General features: G+C 49.4%; 17 protein-coding genes, 1 pseudogene and 1 riboswitch. Of the genes and pseudogenes, 10 read left to right on the forward strand and 8 right to left on the reverse strand.

Features of this window, described 5'->3' with window-relative positions:
• Positions 1-80: 80 nt before the first annotated feature.
• From ACFYU8_RS21120 to ACFYU8_RS21135, 4 genes are all read right to left on the reverse strand, one after another.
• Positions 81-1,418 carry a hemolysin family protein gene (locus tag ACFYU8_RS21120; protein ID WP_390303645.1) on the reverse strand — a complete coding sequence of 446 codons (1,338 nt, stop codon included), beginning with the start codon at positions 1,416-1,418 and terminating at the stop codon, positions 81-83.
• Positions 1,419-1,678: 260 nt separating this feature from the next.
• Positions 1,679-2,788, reverse strand: a complete 1,110-nt coding sequence (locus ACFYU8_RS21125) for a site-2 protease family protein (protein ID WP_390303642.1) — start codon at positions 2,786-2,788, stop codon at positions 1,679-1,681.
• A 68-nt stretch (positions 2,789-2,856) separates the two neighbouring features.
• On the reverse strand, positions 2,857-3,159 hold the full coding sequence (locus ACFYU8_RS21130) for an iron-sulfur cluster biosynthesis family protein (protein ID WP_390303639.1): 303 nt from the start codon (positions 3,157-3,159) through the stop codon (positions 2,857-2,859).
• A gap of 141 nt (positions 3,160-3,300) precedes the next feature.
• On the reverse strand, positions 3,301-3,654 hold the full coding sequence (locus tag ACFYU8_RS21135; RefSeq protein WP_390303779.1) for a DUF3905 domain-containing protein: 354 nt from the start codon (positions 3,652-3,654) through the stop codon (positions 3,301-3,303).
• 565 nt (positions 3,655-4,219) lie between these two features.
• On the opposite strand from ACFYU8_RS21135, the gene ACFYU8_RS21140 reads away from it, so the two are divergent.
• Both ACFYU8_RS21140 and ACFYU8_RS21145 read left to right on the forward strand, forming a co-directional pair.
• Complete coding sequence (locus tag ACFYU8_RS21140) at positions 4,220-4,798, forward strand: glycosyltransferase family 2 protein (RefSeq protein ID WP_390303636.1); 579 nt, start codon at positions 4,220-4,222, stop codon at positions 4,796-4,798.
• A complete protein-coding gene (locus tag ACFYU8_RS21145) occupies positions 4,785-4,943 on the forward strand; it encodes a hypothetical protein (RefSeq protein WP_390303633.1) in 159 nt (52 codons plus the stop codon). Before ACFYU8_RS21140 ends, ACFYU8_RS21145 begins: the two co-directional genes overlap by 14 nt.
• A gap of 22 nt (positions 4,944-4,965) precedes the next feature.
• Here the strand turns inward: ACFYU8_RS21145 and sspK are convergent, their stop codons facing one another.
• A complete protein-coding gene (gene sspK, locus ACFYU8_RS21150; protein ID WP_007724732.1) occupies positions 4,966-5,097 on the reverse strand; it encodes a small acid-soluble spore protein K in 132 nt (43 codons plus the stop codon).
• Between the two features lie 97 nt (positions 5,098-5,194).
• Here sspK and ACFYU8_RS21155 point away from each other — a divergent pair, with 97 nt between their 5' ends.
• From ACFYU8_RS21155 to ACFYU8_RS21165, 3 genes are read left to right on the forward strand one after another with little or no spacing between them, the layout of a single operon-like run.
• A complete protein-coding gene (locus tag ACFYU8_RS21155) occupies positions 5,195-5,467 on the forward strand; it encodes a DUF3886 domain-containing protein (protein WP_390303629.1) in 273 nt (90 codons plus the stop codon).
• Complete coding sequence (locus tag ACFYU8_RS21160) at positions 5,467-5,613, forward strand: hypothetical protein (protein ID WP_007724729.1); 147 nt, start codon at positions 5,467-5,469, stop codon at positions 5,611-5,613. Before ACFYU8_RS21155 ends, ACFYU8_RS21160 begins: the two co-directional genes overlap by 1 nt.
• Positions 5,614-5,661: 48 nt before the next feature.
• The gene (locus ACFYU8_RS21165; protein ID WP_167402469.1) at positions 5,662-5,838 is read left to right on the forward strand and encodes a hypothetical protein; all 177 of its coding nucleotides are present in this window, start codon (positions 5,662-5,664) and stop codon (positions 5,836-5,838) included.
• A gap of 93 nt (positions 5,839-5,931) precedes the next feature.
• On the opposite strand, the gene ACFYU8_RS21170 is transcribed toward ACFYU8_RS21165, so the two are convergent.
• Genes ACFYU8_RS21170 through ACFYU8_RS21180 form a run of 3 tightly spaced genes read right to left on the reverse strand, consistent with a single transcriptional unit; the run spans position 5,932 to position 9,139 of the window.
• Entirely contained in the window at positions 5,932-7,119 is a 1,188-nt protein-coding gene (locus tag ACFYU8_RS21170; protein ID WP_390303626.1) for an ABC transporter permease, read from the reverse strand.
• Positions 7,116-7,835 (reverse strand): ABC transporter ATP-binding protein, encoded by a 720-nt coding sequence (locus ACFYU8_RS21175; protein WP_390303623.1) that lies wholly within the window; start codon positions 7,833-7,835, stop codon positions 7,116-7,118. The genes ACFYU8_RS21170 and ACFYU8_RS21175 overlap by 4 nt, the downstream gene beginning before the upstream one ends.
• A 26-nt stretch (positions 7,836-7,861) precedes the next feature.
• Positions 7,862-9,139, reverse strand: a complete 1,278-nt coding sequence (locus tag ACFYU8_RS21180) for an efflux RND transporter periplasmic adaptor subunit (protein WP_390303620.1) — start codon at positions 9,137-9,139, stop codon at positions 7,862-7,864.
• A 210-nt stretch (positions 9,140-9,349) separates the two neighbouring features.
• Between ACFYU8_RS21180 and ACFYU8_RS21185 the strand changes: the two are divergent.
• The 5 genes and pseudogenes from ACFYU8_RS21185 to ACFYU8_RS21205 form a co-directional block, all read left to right on the forward strand.
• Positions 9,350-10,699, forward strand: a pseudogene (locus ACFYU8_RS21185) (glucose-6-phosphate isomerase); the annotation flags it as partial.
• A gap of 15 nt (positions 10,700-10,714) precedes the next feature.
• Positions 10,715-10,939, forward strand: coding sequence for an excisionase family DNA-binding protein (locus ACFYU8_RS21190; protein WP_391365911.1), 225 nt, complete (start codon positions 10,715-10,717; stop codon positions 10,937-10,939).
• Between the two features lie 64 nt (positions 10,940-11,003).
• Positions 11,004-11,120: riboswitch (TPP riboswitch) on the forward strand.
• A gap of 627 nt (positions 11,121-11,747) precedes the next feature.
• On the forward strand, positions 11,748-12,851 hold the full coding sequence (gene thiO, locus ACFYU8_RS21195; RefSeq protein ID WP_390303617.1) for a glycine oxidase ThiO: 1,104 nt from the start codon (positions 11,748-11,750) through the stop codon (positions 12,849-12,851).
• A gap of 88 nt (positions 12,852-12,939) precedes the next feature.
• Entirely contained in the window at positions 12,940-13,725 is a 786-nt protein-coding gene (locus ACFYU8_RS21200; protein ID WP_390303614.1) for an LSm family protein, read from the forward strand.
• Positions 13,726-13,876: 151 nt separating this feature from the next.
• On the forward strand, positions 13,877-14,275 hold the full coding sequence (locus tag ACFYU8_RS21205) for a YugN-like family protein (RefSeq protein ID WP_390303611.1): 399 nt from the start codon (positions 13,877-13,879) through the stop codon (positions 14,273-14,275).
• Positions 14,276-14,342 lie beyond the last annotated feature (67 nt).

Here is a 14,342-nt window from a genome sequence, read left to right on the forward strand (position 1 = left end):
CAACACGAGCGAAATAGAAAAGCCCCGCACCAGCCAAGTAAGCAGGTGTGGGGCTTTGGTTTGTGCGAAACGTGTGAGGATTAGGAGACGGTCAACAGTTCTTGTTGCTCCGATTCATCATTTTCCAAACGCGTAATCAGGACGCGTGTGACACGGTGATGATCCATCTGCTTGACGGTGAACAGGTGGTCTTCCCATTCTACTGTCGCATCAACAGCGATGTCTTCTTCCAGCTGGCTGTACAACCAACCGCCGATTGTGTCTACATCTTCGGATTCGAGTTCGAACGGAAGATGGTCATTCAGGTCAGCCAACACGAGCATACCGGATACGGAGAGGCCATTGTCCAGCTTCTCAATCTCTGGTCTTTCCTCGTCAAACTCGTCTTGGATATCCCCAACGATTTCTTCCAGAATATCCTCCATCGTCACGAGACCAGCTGTTCCGCCGTATTCGTCGATGACAATCGCGAGCTGCGAACGATTTTTCTGCATCAGGCGCAATACCGTGCTGATTTCCATTGTTTCCGGTACGGTCAGGACAGGGCGAACCACCGAATCCAGCTCCACGCTTCCGTCTTGCAAGGCAGAAAGGTAGAAGTCTGTCGCGTGGACAAAACCGATGATGTTGTCCTTATCCTCAGCGGCAACCGGAAAACGCGTGTGGCGCTGCGAACGAATAATTTCCAGGTTTTCTTCAAAGGTATTCGTCGTATATAAGCAAACCATATCAATGCGCGGGATCATCGTTTCCCGAGCAACGGTTTCGGAGAAGTCAAAAACTTGTTCCACTAGAGCCAATTCGGTTTGGTCGATATGGCCACTTTGGTGACTTTGGTTGACCAACAGGCGAATTTCTTCTTCTGTATGAGCCGCTTCATGTTCTGAGATGGCTTCGAGTCCGAGTCGTCTCATGAGAGCGTTGGCTGTTCCGTTCAAGAACCAGATAGCCGGGTAAAGCAATTTATAGAAAAACATCAATGGCGCGGCAACCCACAACGAGGTCATTTCTGCTTTTTGAATGGCCAATGATTTCGGAGCCAACTCACCCAAGACAATGTGGAGGAACGTAATAATCGCAAAGGCTACACCAAAAGAAATCGCGGAGATCGCATAAGCAGGCAATCCCGAAGATCCAAGCAAAGGCTCCACAATCATATGGGCAATGGCCGGTTCCCCGACCCAACCCAGTCCCAGCGAGGCGAGAGTAATCCCGACCTGGCAGGCAGATAGGTAGGCGTCTAGCTTATGCGTTACTTTTTGGGCATAGACTGCACGTTTGTTACCTTCATTCACCATCTGTGTCAGGCGCGTTTGCCGCACCTTCACGAGTGAGAACTCTGCGGCTACGAAAAAGCCGTTGAGAAAAACAAGAAATATAACAAGCAGTAGGTTGAGCACTATCGGGACGGTGTCCAAGTAAAAAGTCATCCTCTCTGGAATTTTATGAAAGTACTATTTTCTATTTTACTCTGATCGGGTTGAACGCACAAAAGCGATATACCACCGTAGAGGGCGTTTCTGCCCTTTTGGTCGGGAAGAGCGACCCTCAGATAACCGTAGCGCACGTTTTTGCGCTCGGAGAAGGCCGCAGATAGGCATCCGTTTCTGCAAGCAACGCAAAGTGCAAGCGGTTTCTTGGTAGATAAGGATTTGTAAAAAGCCCTACAAGCGTTTTTCTAATGCAGGATTTGTTGGGCGTAGACGAAAAACGCTGACAGGACAGCAGCTAGACCGAGATAGGCAACTAACACTTTCCACTTCGTAGAGGTAGGTGCATCGTAGTACGTAGTGAGCTGGTGTATTTGCTCATCCAGTTCGGCTAATCTCTCTTGCGCCGCACGTTCCCCATCACGAAGTGCATCCGAAGGGATCGGGCGGTTCGGGTCCGAATCGTAATACAAAACGGGCTCTCGTTCCCACAGTCTGAACAATTCCCATTTTCTGTTCAGATATACTTTATCGAGTCGCTTGAAGTCACGCTGAAGGCGTTTTTTGTCCTGTAAAAATGGAACATAAAATTTCTTCAAATCTTCCTGATTGATCGCATTTACCTCAGCATTCATTTGCGTGCGAATATCCCATGTCGATTCCAGCGTGGGCCATTTGGCTATGCTTTGCTGGAAGTCTGCAATCCTTTCGCGCTCGTATTGCAGGATCTTTTGTTGATACCCAGCACGCAGACGGTTGTACCATGTAATCAAGCCGATGATAAAAATGAACACAGTAATCGGTCCTGGGTTGGCGAACAGCATAACGCCCAGTCCGACTAAACCGATAAACCAAATTTTCGTCGACAATACCGAAACGATGCGGCCACCATCCAGCGGGGAGATGGGCAGTAGGTTAAATAAATTGAGCATGGCGCCCAAGTAGATAACCAAACCCCAGAAAGGGTCCTGCGTATACCAATACAGCGGGAGGGCAGGTAAGAAAGCAATCATCCCCGCCAAAGGTCCGCCGTAGGCTAAGTACGCCTCGGTTTTTGCATCACGCGGCATGTCTTTCATGGCGATGAAGGCTCCGGCAAAAGGAATAAAGACAGCGGGTGAAGTCGCGATTCCTTTTCGTTTGGCGGCAATCACATGGCCCATTTCGTGTACGAAGATCAGATAGACGAGAGCTACTGCGAATTTCCATCCGTAAAACAAGGCATACGCCCACAAGGTAATCCCCATGGATATAATGGTGGTTCCGAATTTCGAAAACTTCAGTATGCTAAGTATCCATTTTAAATTGGCAAGTAAGAAAGCACCGATCGCCAAAAGGACTGAACGGCTTTTTTTCATCGTTTTTCCTCCCAGAAGATATAGGCAGATATCTCTTCTTACGAATCAAGCCAATAGAAGTTTCTGTTTTAGTTCCCATCCAGACGAGGGTTGGTGAAGTGAAAGCCGTATTCGCCATAGACCGGATTGTAGCTCAGATGTCCCCCGTCGAAATACCAGAAATCAGTTGGACGAATGACAAAGCGCAATCCCTCTACTTCAAACACAGCATCATCGGTGAGGGCCTCATCTTTTTCAATCGCATAGAACATACCACCGGTTCCGGGGCCGCTTGTTCGTACATACAATCGAAGCGTATCTCCGGGTACAAAGCCGGCATAACGTTGATAGGCAAGGGAGAACGCTGGCTCTATCGTAAGTGTGATACTCATGGACTTGCTCCTTTCTGCTACTTGTCTTCCATTGTAACACAAGTCAGAGTAGTGTCCCGAAGCCTGGAGTGCAAGCGCAATTCAAAAACACCCGTCCGGTCAGAAGTGCTTCTGCCGAACGGGTTGCATAAAAAGCTGGCATTAGTCCTTGCCTTTGCTCACATCGAAGGTAGGGTGCATAAACCGGGCTCCATCTAGTTCTTGATCCTCGAGAAGCTCACGATTTTCTATCGAGTTCCAGCCAATATCATTGGTCGGATGTACCCACTGATCCCCGGCCATGACGGAGGGATCCGTTTCCGTACTCCAATTGTGTAAGGGAGATTCCTGGGACTCGTACAAGCTGTCACCGATGACGACTCCGAACTCATTGACGAATGGCTTTTGGATCGTACGGGACGAGTTTTTGAAGTCAGGAGCACTGATTTGATGAGGCAGCGTCCCATCGAGGGAAATATCCTTCGTCTTGTCGTTCTTTTGCTTATCGTTATCCATCATCTGGACCGTTGCCAAAAGATTGTAAAAGTCTACACATCTTTTGTTTGCTTCCTGCTTCTTTGTGTCTGCTTTTGCCGAGGCTACTCGCATTTGGTACGACACTCCACAGGCGTAAATTCGGATGCAACGAATCCTACACAGTTAGGGATGCGAGCTGTGCAATTTCCTAACTTCTATCTTCGCTTGGTTTTCGCGTAGCCACTACGGGCAAATATGGCGGGCAGCCCTACTTCACAGCGTAGACTTCGCATGTTCACGGTGTAACACCGTCCATGATTATACTGCCTAACGGATCGCCAATCTCCACGTCGGAGATAGATTAATTATATCGGATTCAGTTGTACCAAGCAATTCCTGCAACGGATACCTCCTCTCTTATATAAGTTTTTAGTTGCACGAAAAAGTGCAGAGTCGTTGAAAGAAGATAACTATTTGCTAAAGCTATAAATTACCTCCTTTTATAGCATGCATCAGTGACTGACCCCTTATTCGGTTCGGATGGAATCCGCGCCCAGCCCAAATGAGGCCCAGCCGCATATGCTAAAAAAAGGGGGAAGATCTAATGCTAACGAGTGTGATCATTCCCGTCAGAGATGCAGCCCATCAGCTTCTGTATACTTTGTTTAGCCTGAACTTGCAGTTTGCCGATTTTGAACAATACGAGGTGATCGTGCTGGACAATGGCTCCACGGATGGACTGGCAGAGAAGCTGGCTGGCTTTACCGCCCATTATTCTTTGCAAGTGGTGCGTTATCGCAGACGTGTTCCGCTCTCCGGTTTGTTCAATACGGGAATCCAGCAGGCGAAAGGTGAACTGCTCGTGTTTGTAGCGTGTAATATGATGGTTCCCCGCGAGTTTATCGGCATACATCAGCAGGCACACGAGCGGGTACAGGATATGATTTTGCTGGGGCTGGGTACGAGGAGGATCTACTCCGTATACGAACCTCAGTTTAGTGCCAGTCAGCATGTTGAATGTCAAAAATGGCTAGAACAAAATCCGCATATAAAGCGACCGCATCAGTTGGGCAAAGCTCGAGCGATACCGTTCGCCCTGGACGATGTTTACGACTCAGCATGTTTCCCTGCTGCGCGAGGATGCAAAGAGGGCAGGAGCATTCCGGGAGTTGCAGCGGATTGAAATGGAGCGGAATTTTGCCAAGCGATTGTTAAAAATCGGCTGTTCTTTCCAATTTGACGAGAAGCTCACCTTACTGAAGCAGGAACGCGTGATTCGAAAAGTAGGCCAACAAAACCCGCCTCCAAGTAAAAATCGCCGAGCATAATGGCTGCCCGGCGGTTTTTTTGTTAGCGGTTTTCTTTTAGCCTTTCTTGTGGTTCACTATTAATGGAGCCGTCAGAGCGGACAGCCTCGGATTGGGCTTTGGGTCCTCGGATTTCAGCGGTTTTTCCAAAATCTTTTTCTTTGTTGCGAACCATGTGATGTCCTCCTCTTTGTGAAAGATGAAGATAGTATGACCCGGATGGGGCCAGAGAATGAGGACAGAATGAGGATAGGGAAAGGGTGGCAATTCAAATGGCGAAAAAACAACGAAAACCACAGCGTCAAGCAGTGACCACAACTACGACAGACGCGAAAAGCGGATTGAGCAGTTTGAAGGATATGCTGAATGCAGATGCGCTCGGAGCACTCAAGCAGCTTGAAAAAGATATGAAGACAGAAGGCGAGCGCAAAGCGAAGGAAGCAGTCGAACAGAAGCGCCGGGAGCAGGAAGAACGTGAGCGCAACAAGAGCTTTGCTGAGCTTTTGACGGATTATGAGAAAAAAGGCGGAGGCAAGTACAGCTAATGCGAGATGGACGGCAAACGGACCGACCGGATACTTCCAAAAACGGTTTGATGAAAAAGCGTCAACAGGATATCAAGGACGAGTCCATTAAGGAACGGGGCCGGATGGTCCTCGGGCGATTAGGCAAAAAGGACCCGAAGAAGTGATTTTTTCCCTCTCTTCCCCATATAGCTAGGAGTGAGGGGAGGGAGGTCATGGGGACAATCCTGCTCCTGTTTAGCCTCTTGTGTGTGGCGGTAGGTACCTGGAAGTTAATCGGGATCTACAAGGCCAAAAAGGCTGACAGCAAGCCGCTCTGGTGGACAGTCGCGAGCGTCGGGATTGCGCTTTTTTTTGTTTTGAAGCTGGTAACAGATACGTTACCAACATAAACAAGCACCTGTAGCCAGAGAGCTTACAGGTGCTTGTTTTTTCAAAAAGGCTTCGCTCGCTTAAGGATGGAAAATTGGCTGCGCCATTTTTCCTTATTCGTAACGCAGAGCTTCGATTGGATCGAGCTTCGCTGCCTTGTTGGCCGGATAGAGGCCGAAGAAAATACCGATGGCACTGGAGAAGCCGAATGCGATAAACACGCTGTTCCAGGACATAAGCGGCGGCAACTGTGCAAAATAGGCGATGATCGAAGCAATACCAAGGCCGAATAACACCCCGATTAATCCACCGATCAAGCAGACGATGACCGATTCAATCAAAAACTGAATCAAGATATCGCGTCGTCGTGCCCCTAACGCTTTGCGAATCCCGATTTCGCGGGTACGCTCTGTCACAGATACGAGCATGATGTTCATAACCCCGACTCCACCAACCACGAGGGAGATTCCCGCGATAATACTAAAGATCAGCGTCAAGGTGCCTGTCATTTGATTAAACTGATCCATCGATTCTTGCATGCTTCGAACTCTGTAATGATCTTCCTTTTGATGCTTGCGGCTCAAATACTGTTTGACCTGCTGCATGGCTGGTTCGACAGAGGCTTTGTCGATCGCTTTTCCCATGATCATCTGGACAGACGGTTCTTCCTGCAGGCTCATTTCATAACGGATTGGAATAATCGCTCCATAGCTCGTTGCCATATCGAACTTGAACTTCTCTTCGGTATACGTACCGATTACGACAAGAGATTGATTCTCCCAGCGAACACGCTGACCAATCGGGCTCATTTGACCGAACAGCTTTTGAGCCAAGGCTTCCTCCAGGACGATGACAGCACGTTGCTCTTTGTCATCTGTCTCGTTGAAAAGACGACCTTTAGCTACCTTCAACGTCGATTGCATCGCAAAATAATCAGCAGTCGAGGCGGTGAGGTTGACACGCTCTTCTTTTTTCGGACCCTTCAAATCGATGGTACTGGAATTGGAAGGGACGATGTATTCGATTGCAGGACTAATCCTGCCGAGCACCTCGGTATCTTCCACGGTCATATCTTCTGAGGCCATCTCTTCTTTTGTCTCCCAATTGATGAAGACGTTAAATGTGTTTTGCCCGAACTTTTCCATCTCTTCGTTGATTGCTTTCTGTCCGCCTTCACCGAGTGCCGTGACGACAATGACGGATGTAATCCCGATGATGATCCCGAGCATGGTCAAGATCGAACGCATTTTGTTCGCCCAGATACCTTCCACCGCGGTACTAAAGCTTTCCATAAAATTCATGTGACAATCACCTCGTCAGACGGCTTGGAGAATATTCGCTCCGTAACCTTTTCATCACGAATGATCACGCCGTCCTTGAAAGTCACAATCCGCTCAGCGTGCTGGGCGATGTCCAATTCGTGGGTAACGAGAATGATCGTGACGCCCTGTGCATGCAGCTCCTGAAACATGGCCATGATTTCGACTCCGGAGCGGCTGTCCAGATTCCCCGTCGGTTCGTCTGCCAGCAGAATGGCAGGCTTATTGACCAGTGCTCTGGCGATCGCTACACGCTGTTTTTGCCCACCGGATAGCTGGGTTGGTTTATGGTCCATGCGCTCAGCCAGTCCCACTCGTTTGAGTGCTTCTGTAGCCCGTTTACGCCGTTCTGTGCGGCTGACATTCGCGTACATCATCGGCAGCTCTACATTGTGTAAGGAGGTAGAGCGGGCGAGCAGATTAAACGATTGGAAGACAAAGCCGATCTTTTGGTTACGAACAACGGCGAGCTCCGTATCCTTCAGGCTGCTGACTTCAATGCCGTCTAGCATATATGAGCCGGTATCTGCGCGATCCAGACAGCCCAGCATGTTCATAAACGTCGATTTCCCTGATCCTGATGGCCCCATGATGGCAACGAATTCGCCTTGCTCCACCAGCAGGGAGACACCTTTTAAGATGGGCAGTACGGAATCACCCGTCTTGTATGCTTTCGTCAAGCCTTCTACATGAAGCATCGTCGGCTGACCTCCTTCTTTACGTGTTACATACCCATTGGTGCGCCGCCGCCACTCATTGGCATGACAGGTGCGCCGTCAGTTAGGGATTCGACAGGGCCTAAAATCACTTGCTCATCACCGTTAAGTCCTGACTTGACGTGAGTGAACAACTCATTTTCCATACCTGTTTCGACCTTTTGCTTTTTCGCAACACCATTAGCAGATATCCAGACAAAGGTACTGCCGTCAGCATCTTGCTGTACAGCTTCGATTGGTACTTGCAGGGCACTATCGATTTTTTCGACAGAGATGTTGATGTCCACATGGAAGCCAGGTTTCAAGGCGGAAATATTTCCAGATGGCTTGAGCGTGACTTTAACACGTGTCTTTTCACCTTGTCCCGACTTGGTGGCAGTACTAGTCGCGGTAGGAGAGATGCGAGCTACTTCGGCATTCAGCTTTTGTTTTCCGAGTGTCACGCCTTCAATCGTGGCAGATTGTCCGATTTTAAGCTTGTTGACATCGGATTCGTTGATATCTGCTTCAATCAACAGATTGTTTAGATTGGCAAGGGTCAAGATTTCTGTCCCCTTGTTGACGTATTGACCGTTATCAGCCGCAACGCCAATGACTGTTCCATTCATAGGTGCTACCACGACACTTTGGACACGTTCTTTATTCAACTGTGCTTTTTCTACATTCAGCTTGTTGATTTGGGCTTGCTGTGCGGCAATGTCTTCTTTGCGTGGCCCCTTTTGCTTGAGAGCGAGCTGTTGCTTGGCGACATTCAGCGTAGACAGAGTGCTATCCATTTGTGATTTCAACTTGTCCAGCTCTTGCTGGGTAGAAGCGCCAGAGGTGAATAGTTGATTCATTCGATCATATTCTCGCTTTGCCGCATCGTATTCACGTTGGGCTTGGGAGACGCGTTCTTGGTCCTGTGCGACTTCTTCCGGCTCGTTGCCGATTTGTGCCTTGGCGAGATTGGCTTTGGCCAATTCCATTTGCGCTTCCAGATCGAGAATTCTGTTATCGACATCGGATGTGTCGATTTTCGCGATCACTTGTCCCTTTTTCACCTTGTCGCCTTCCTTGACGACAAACTCGCGCAAGGTTCCGGTGACGTTTGCGTACTGTTTGAGCTTGTCTTCTACGGTGACGACCCCTGATGTCAAAACTTTGCTTTCCAAAGCCGATTTCGTTGGTGCGCCGATGTTGACAGGCATCCCCATAGCTTGTTGCGATCCCATCATGCTAAGCGCAACGCCCCCGATGCCCAGGAGGACTACGACGGAACCGATGATCCACCATCGTTTTTTCATGTTCATTCTCCTTGCTTTGGTAAGAACCATATTATTTCAGTGCTCGAAAGGTTTTTACGGTATTGCTGGAAAAAGGTAACATGAATGACCGATTGTTCACAATTTGGACATAATTAAGCGCATTTTGATACGTTTTGTCGGAAAGTTCTTTGCCGCCAATTGCCGTGATATCATAGATAGAGATGAGATGACGTTCCTCGGAGGGGAGCTATGAATAAAACGATTCGCTTTGATTACGCCAACGCTCGAGCCTTTGTCAAACAGCATGAGTGGGAGCAGCTTTCTCCAGCGATCGAAATTGCGCATCAAATGCTTCATACAAGGACTGGACCCGGCAAGGATTATCTTGGTTGGGTCGATTGGCCGGAACAATACGACCGAGACGAGTATGAACGAATCCGCCAAGCGTCAGCCCGGATTCAGTCGGATTCGGATGTGCTTCTGGTGATTGGCATCGGAGGCTCGTATCTAGGGGCAAAAGCGGTGCTTGACATTTTGGGCCACAGCTTCTACAATTTGCTGCCGAAGTCCAAGCGACGTTCTCCAGAGATTTATTTTGTGGGCAACAATATTAGTCCGATTTATATCTCTCATCTGATGGACGTATTAGAAGGAAAAAATGTGTCCATCAACGTCATCTCAAAATCGGGCACGACCACAGAGCCAGCGATCGCGTTTCGACTTTTTCGGGAATGGCTGGAAAAGAAATACGGACGTGAAGAGACCAAAAAACGAATTTACATTACGACCGATAAACAGCGGGGAGCTCTGAAAAAGCTGGCGGATGACGAGGGCTATGCGTGCTTTGTTATTCCGGATGATATCGGTGGGCGATATTCAGTCCTGACCGCGGTTGGATTGTTGCCGATCGCTGTAAGTGGGGCGAACATGGATGCACTCATGCAAGGGGCCAGGGATGCACGCGAACGCTACATGGTCATGGATATGCGCGATAATCCGTGCTATCAGTATGCGGCGATTCGTAATGCACTCTATCGAAAAGGAAAAACAGTGGAGCTGTTGGTCAGCTATGAACCGCAGTTTCGCTACTTTGCCGAGTGGTGGAAACAGCTTTTCGGGGAATCGGAGGGCAAGGACGGCAAGGGGATTTTTCCGGCTTCTGCCGAGTTTTCAACGGACTTGCATTCGTTGGGCCAATACATACAGGACGGCATGAGGCATTTGTTTGAGACCGTTGTGTCTGTGACGAAGCCTGCTGTTGATTTGACTGTACAGGAGGACCCCGCTGACATCGATGGATTGAATTTTTTGACTGGCAAACGAATGGGGTATGTCAATAAAAAGGCTTTCGAGGGAACGGTGTTGGCCCATGTGGACGGCGGCGTACCGAATCTGCTTGTAGAAATACCGGAGGCGACAGCTTACTATCTTGGCGGACTGATTTACTTTTTTGAAAAGGCATGCGGTATCAGCGGCTATTTGCTGGGCGTCAATCCGTTTGATCAGCCAGGGGTGGAGGCGTACAAAGCCAATATGTTTGCCTTGCTGGGCAAGCCGGGCTACGAGCGGCAGAAAGCGGAACTGGAGGCTAGATTGCGCGAGAATAAGACGTATTTGACCGTCGAGGAGACAGCCGTCTATTTGGAGCTTCCCGAGACGTTTATTATGGAAAAAATCAAGCAGGGGCGCATCCGTGCTGTCCATGATGGCAATGAGTACATCATCAACAAAGAGCAATTCAATCATCATTTGGAGGAAATTCGCAAGCTCCAGGAGTTTGAAGATGCTGCACGTCATGAGCCGATTCCGGAGAGCTACGATGTGAAGGATGAGGATTAACCAGCGGACGTGCTTGTCAGATGGTTGCAAACAGGACTATACTTACAAAAGAATATCATAATGAACAAGCAACTTGGGGAGTCCTTCATGCGGGGCTGAGAGGATGGAAGCAATCGACCATCGACCCATTGCACCTGATCCGGATCATGCCGGCGCAGGGATACGGTTGCCGGCAAACAGCGCTTTTTGCTTGATTATTACCTATGCGTGTGTAGCCCACCTTTTCCTGCTCAGGAACGGGTGGGCTTTTTGTTATGTGGATTACATGTGGCTGTAGTGGAGAGAAGAATATTTCCAGTCTAGGCTCCAGGCTCCGTCCACGGGGAAGCTTGCACTGTCCGCTCCGAAGAGATTAGCGGGGAAACGCAAAAGTGGTAGCCGCTTCGTAGTATGGGCACGTTGCGTTTCTGTTGCCCGCTAATCTCTTCTGCGCTCGGTAGGACTCCACAAGTCGCTACGTCTGGAAATAATCTTCTCTAGCGTAACTGATGGCATTCTTCATAATTTTTAAAGCTTTAAAATATCGGAAAACACGGAAAGCTCGTAGAGGAAACAGGAGAAATAAGCGAAGATCTTAGGGACACCGAACCGAGACGGAATGCAAAATGCGAAACACGCCTTTAAGCGGCCACCTCTGAAACACATCCTGAAAGGACTACTTTGGCCGCGGTTTCGCTTTTTGCATGGAGTCGTGCAGTCAATCCCTCAGGGGGTGGGCCTAGAAGCTGAGCGTTTTCTCCTGTTTCCTCCACACCACAACAGCAACGTACAAGACGTTTTTAGTCAACATGGTGAGGAGAGAAAAAAGATGAGTGATTGCCTAGTAGTGGGTGGAGGAATTATCGGTTTGAGCTTGGCATACGAGCTGTCGCGGCGCGGGGTGAGTGTTACCTTGGTCGAGCAGGGCGAATGGGGAGGTCAGGCGTCTTCTGCTGCGGCAGGGATGCTTGCTCCTTTAAAGGAATTCACGGCACCGGGACCGATGCTCGATTTGGGGATGGAGTCCCTCGTGCTATACCCAGAATGGGCAGCAAGGCTGGAGGAATTTACTGGTGGAGATGTGCAGCTGAGTCTGGATGGGTTGTTGACCGTCGCGTTAACTGAAGAGGAAGTCCAACAACTCGCGGACAAGTATCGTTGGCAAAAAGAAGCGGGACATGCTGTAGAGTGGCTCGAGAATACAGCCCAAGTAAAAGAGGTAGAGCCACTCTTGACCGATCAAGTACAGGCAGCTATCTACTCACCGTACGAAGGACACATCAACAATCGCATGCTTCTTCGCGCGTTGGCTACTGCTTGCCAGCTGCAAGGCGTGAAGCTGTTATCTGGCTGCGTGGTGAGCGGTATTGCGGTAAAAGCCGGCAGAGTAATTGGGATCGAGACCTCTACAGGGCCGTTGCGCGCCGCACAGACGGTGATTTCCTCGGGCGCATGGGCTGGAATGATGCTGGAGTTGCTGGGCGTTTCCGTGCCGATTCGCCCTGTACGCGGACAGATTGCGGCCGTCTCGTCCGTGGGTATTCCATTGCGAACAGTAATCTTCGGAACGACAGGCTACATCACTCCGAAAAAGGATGGAAAAATTGTCATTGGTGCGACTGAGGATGAGAGTGGCTTCCAGCGGGACGTCACAATGGCGGGGCTAGCCAGTATCCTGCAAGGGACCATGCCGTATGTTCCAGCGCTTCACTCCGCTGCCTTTCTGGAGGCTTGGGGCGGACTTCGACCTGCGACACAAGATGGCAAGCCGCTCCTGGGCCCCGTTCCTGGCTGGGAAGGACTGTCGATCGCAGGTGGACATTTTCGCAATGGCATCCTGCTTTCCCCCATCACTGCTAAATGGATGGCGGACTTTGTGGAAAAAGGGGAGACGGAGCGTCTTTCGCCATTTTTGCCTGCCCGCTTTCTGTAAATTGGGCTAGTCTCGCCTATATTCCGGTAACCTCCCCATGGGCACTTGTATATGGTAATAAAGAAACACCAGAAGGGGAGGAGTTTCGATGCAGTCTGATTCCGAAAAAAACCTGTATCAGGCTGATATTCAGTTTGTCAGCCTGTTAAAGGATATGCGAGAAAATGTGCACAACATCTGCAAGGAGCACGTGGAGAAAAAAGTGCGCATCGAAGCAATTGACGGGCAAGTGTTTGAAGGCGTCATTGTCGATTATGATGATCAGAACGTATACGTAGAAGTCGTAGACCAGGATGCGGAGGAAGAAGAAGTTTTCGAAGAGTATGATTATGAGAACTATGAGAACTATGAGGACTACAATCCTTATCAAGTAATGGAAGTGGTCAGTCGTCAGCCGTACGGAGGATGGGGGCAGTATCCTGATTATTACCAGTACGTAAGCTATAATCCGTATGCAGGCTATCCTCCCTATGGCGATCTCAGTCCTTATGAGGGCAATTCATACTATTCGCAGGTAAGTCCCTACGGCGATGGTTACAATCCATACAGTCAGGTCAGTCCTTTCGGCAGCTCCAACAACTCACGAGTCAGCCCGTATAGCAGCAGCAATCGTCCCTCCCAAGTTAGCCCGTATAGCAGCAGTAACCGTCCCGCCCAAGTCAGTCCGTATAGCAAGCAGAAGCCACAGGTAAATCCTTGGGAGCAAAATGTATCGCCATTTCCACCATGCCCGCCGTATCCGCCATTTTTTTGCCCACCACCCCCACCTCCCTATGTTTTGCCAAAAGTTCAAGGGAGAAGGAGACGGAAAAGATGCGGACGTAGAATCATTCCATTGGCGCTCTTTACGCTCCTGACGATTGTCTTGATTTAATGGTAGGAAACTTACAAGCCTCTCAAGGCCATCACGGCTTAGGAGGCTTGCTGCTTTTTGTAGATGGGAGAGTACATCCTCGCCTTTTGTCACACACTACGAACAAAACGTTGGACGTTTCTCATAGTATAAGCAAAGGCAGGGATTGACGATGAAACAAATAAGCAGCAGCTTGCCAGGCACGCGGGCGACATTTGGCTATTTTCGTGAAGCGCTTCAGCCGCACTTTACATTATCCAACTGGGATTATGAGCAAGGGTACTTCGACCGGGCGCTGGATGACAAAAATACGGTCTTTTTGCGCTTGCCTGTAAAAGTATTACAAGGCGAGCTCGACAGCCCGGATGCATGGTTGGAAATCGGGGGGCCGTTTGTGATCAGGCATGTGTACCAGACTGGGGTAGAGGAAGATATCGGCTATATGGAGCCGCTTGCTTCCGGTCTGATGAATCAGTTTCAGGAGCCGGTGGACAAGGACGCACAGATTGATTCGAGATGGATTCGAAAAGCAGAGGCGATTGTCAAAGAGCTGGAGAATCGCCTCGCGTGAGACAGGCCGTTGGTAGGCCTGTTTTTTTCTTGTTCTTGGCAGGGAAAATATAGGTGATTAAAGAATG

The sequence above is a fragment of the Brevibacillus sp. NPDC003359 genome (genome assembly GCF_042878995.1).
Taxonomy (GTDB): Bacteria; Bacillota; Bacilli; order Brevibacillales; family Brevibacillaceae; genus Brevibacillus.

Coding starts and splice junctions, on each gene's coding strand:
- ACFYU8_RS21160 (WP_007724729.1), top strand. CDS start 5,467: ATGCGAGATGGACGGCAAACGGACCGACCGGATACTTCCAAAAACGGT.
- ACFYU8_RS21130 (WP_390303639.1), bottom strand. CDS start 3,159: ATGAGTATCACACTTACGATAGAGCCAGCGTTCTCCCTTGCCTATCAA.
- ACFYU8_RS21135 (WP_390303779.1), bottom strand. CDS start 3,654: ATGGATAACGATAAGCAAAAGAACGACAAGACGAAGGATATTTCCCTC.
- ACFYU8_RS21180 (WP_390303620.1), bottom strand. CDS start 9,139: ATGAAAAAACGATGGTGGATCATCGGTTCCGTCGTAGTCCTCCTGGGC.
- thiO (WP_390303617.1), top strand. CDS start 11,748: ATGAGTGATTGCCTAGTAGTGGGTGGAGGAATTATCGGTTTGAGCTTG.
- ACFYU8_RS21205 (WP_390303611.1), top strand. CDS start 13,877: ATGAAACAAATAAGCAGCAGCTTGCCAGGCACGCGGGCGACATTTGGC.
- ACFYU8_RS21170 (WP_390303626.1), bottom strand. CDS start 7,119: ATGAATTTTATGGAAAGCTTTAGTACCGCGGTGGAAGGTATCTGGGCG.
- sspK (WP_007724732.1), bottom strand. CDS start 5,097: ATGGTTCGCAACAAAGAAAAAGATTTTGGAAAAACCGCTGAAATCCGA.
- ACFYU8_RS21155 (WP_390303629.1), top strand. CDS start 5,195: ATGGCGAAAAAACAACGAAAACCACAGCGTCAAGCAGTGACCACAACT.
- ACFYU8_RS21175 (WP_390303623.1), bottom strand. CDS start 7,835: ATGCTTCATGTAGAAGGCTTGACGAAAGCATACAAGACGGGTGATTCC.
- ACFYU8_RS21125 (WP_390303642.1), bottom strand. CDS start 2,788: ATGAAAAAAAGCCGTTCAGTCCTTTTGGCGATCGGTGCTTTCTTACTT.
- ACFYU8_RS21165 (WP_167402469.1), top strand. CDS start 5,662: ATGGGGACAATCCTGCTCCTGTTTAGCCTCTTGTGTGTGGCGGTAGGT.
- ACFYU8_RS21140 (WP_390303636.1), top strand. CDS start 4,220: ATGCTAACGAGTGTGATCATTCCCGTCAGAGATGCAGCCCATCAGCTT.
- ACFYU8_RS21200 (WP_390303614.1), top strand. CDS start 12,940: ATGCAGTCTGATTCCGAAAAAAACCTGTATCAGGCTGATATTCAGTTT.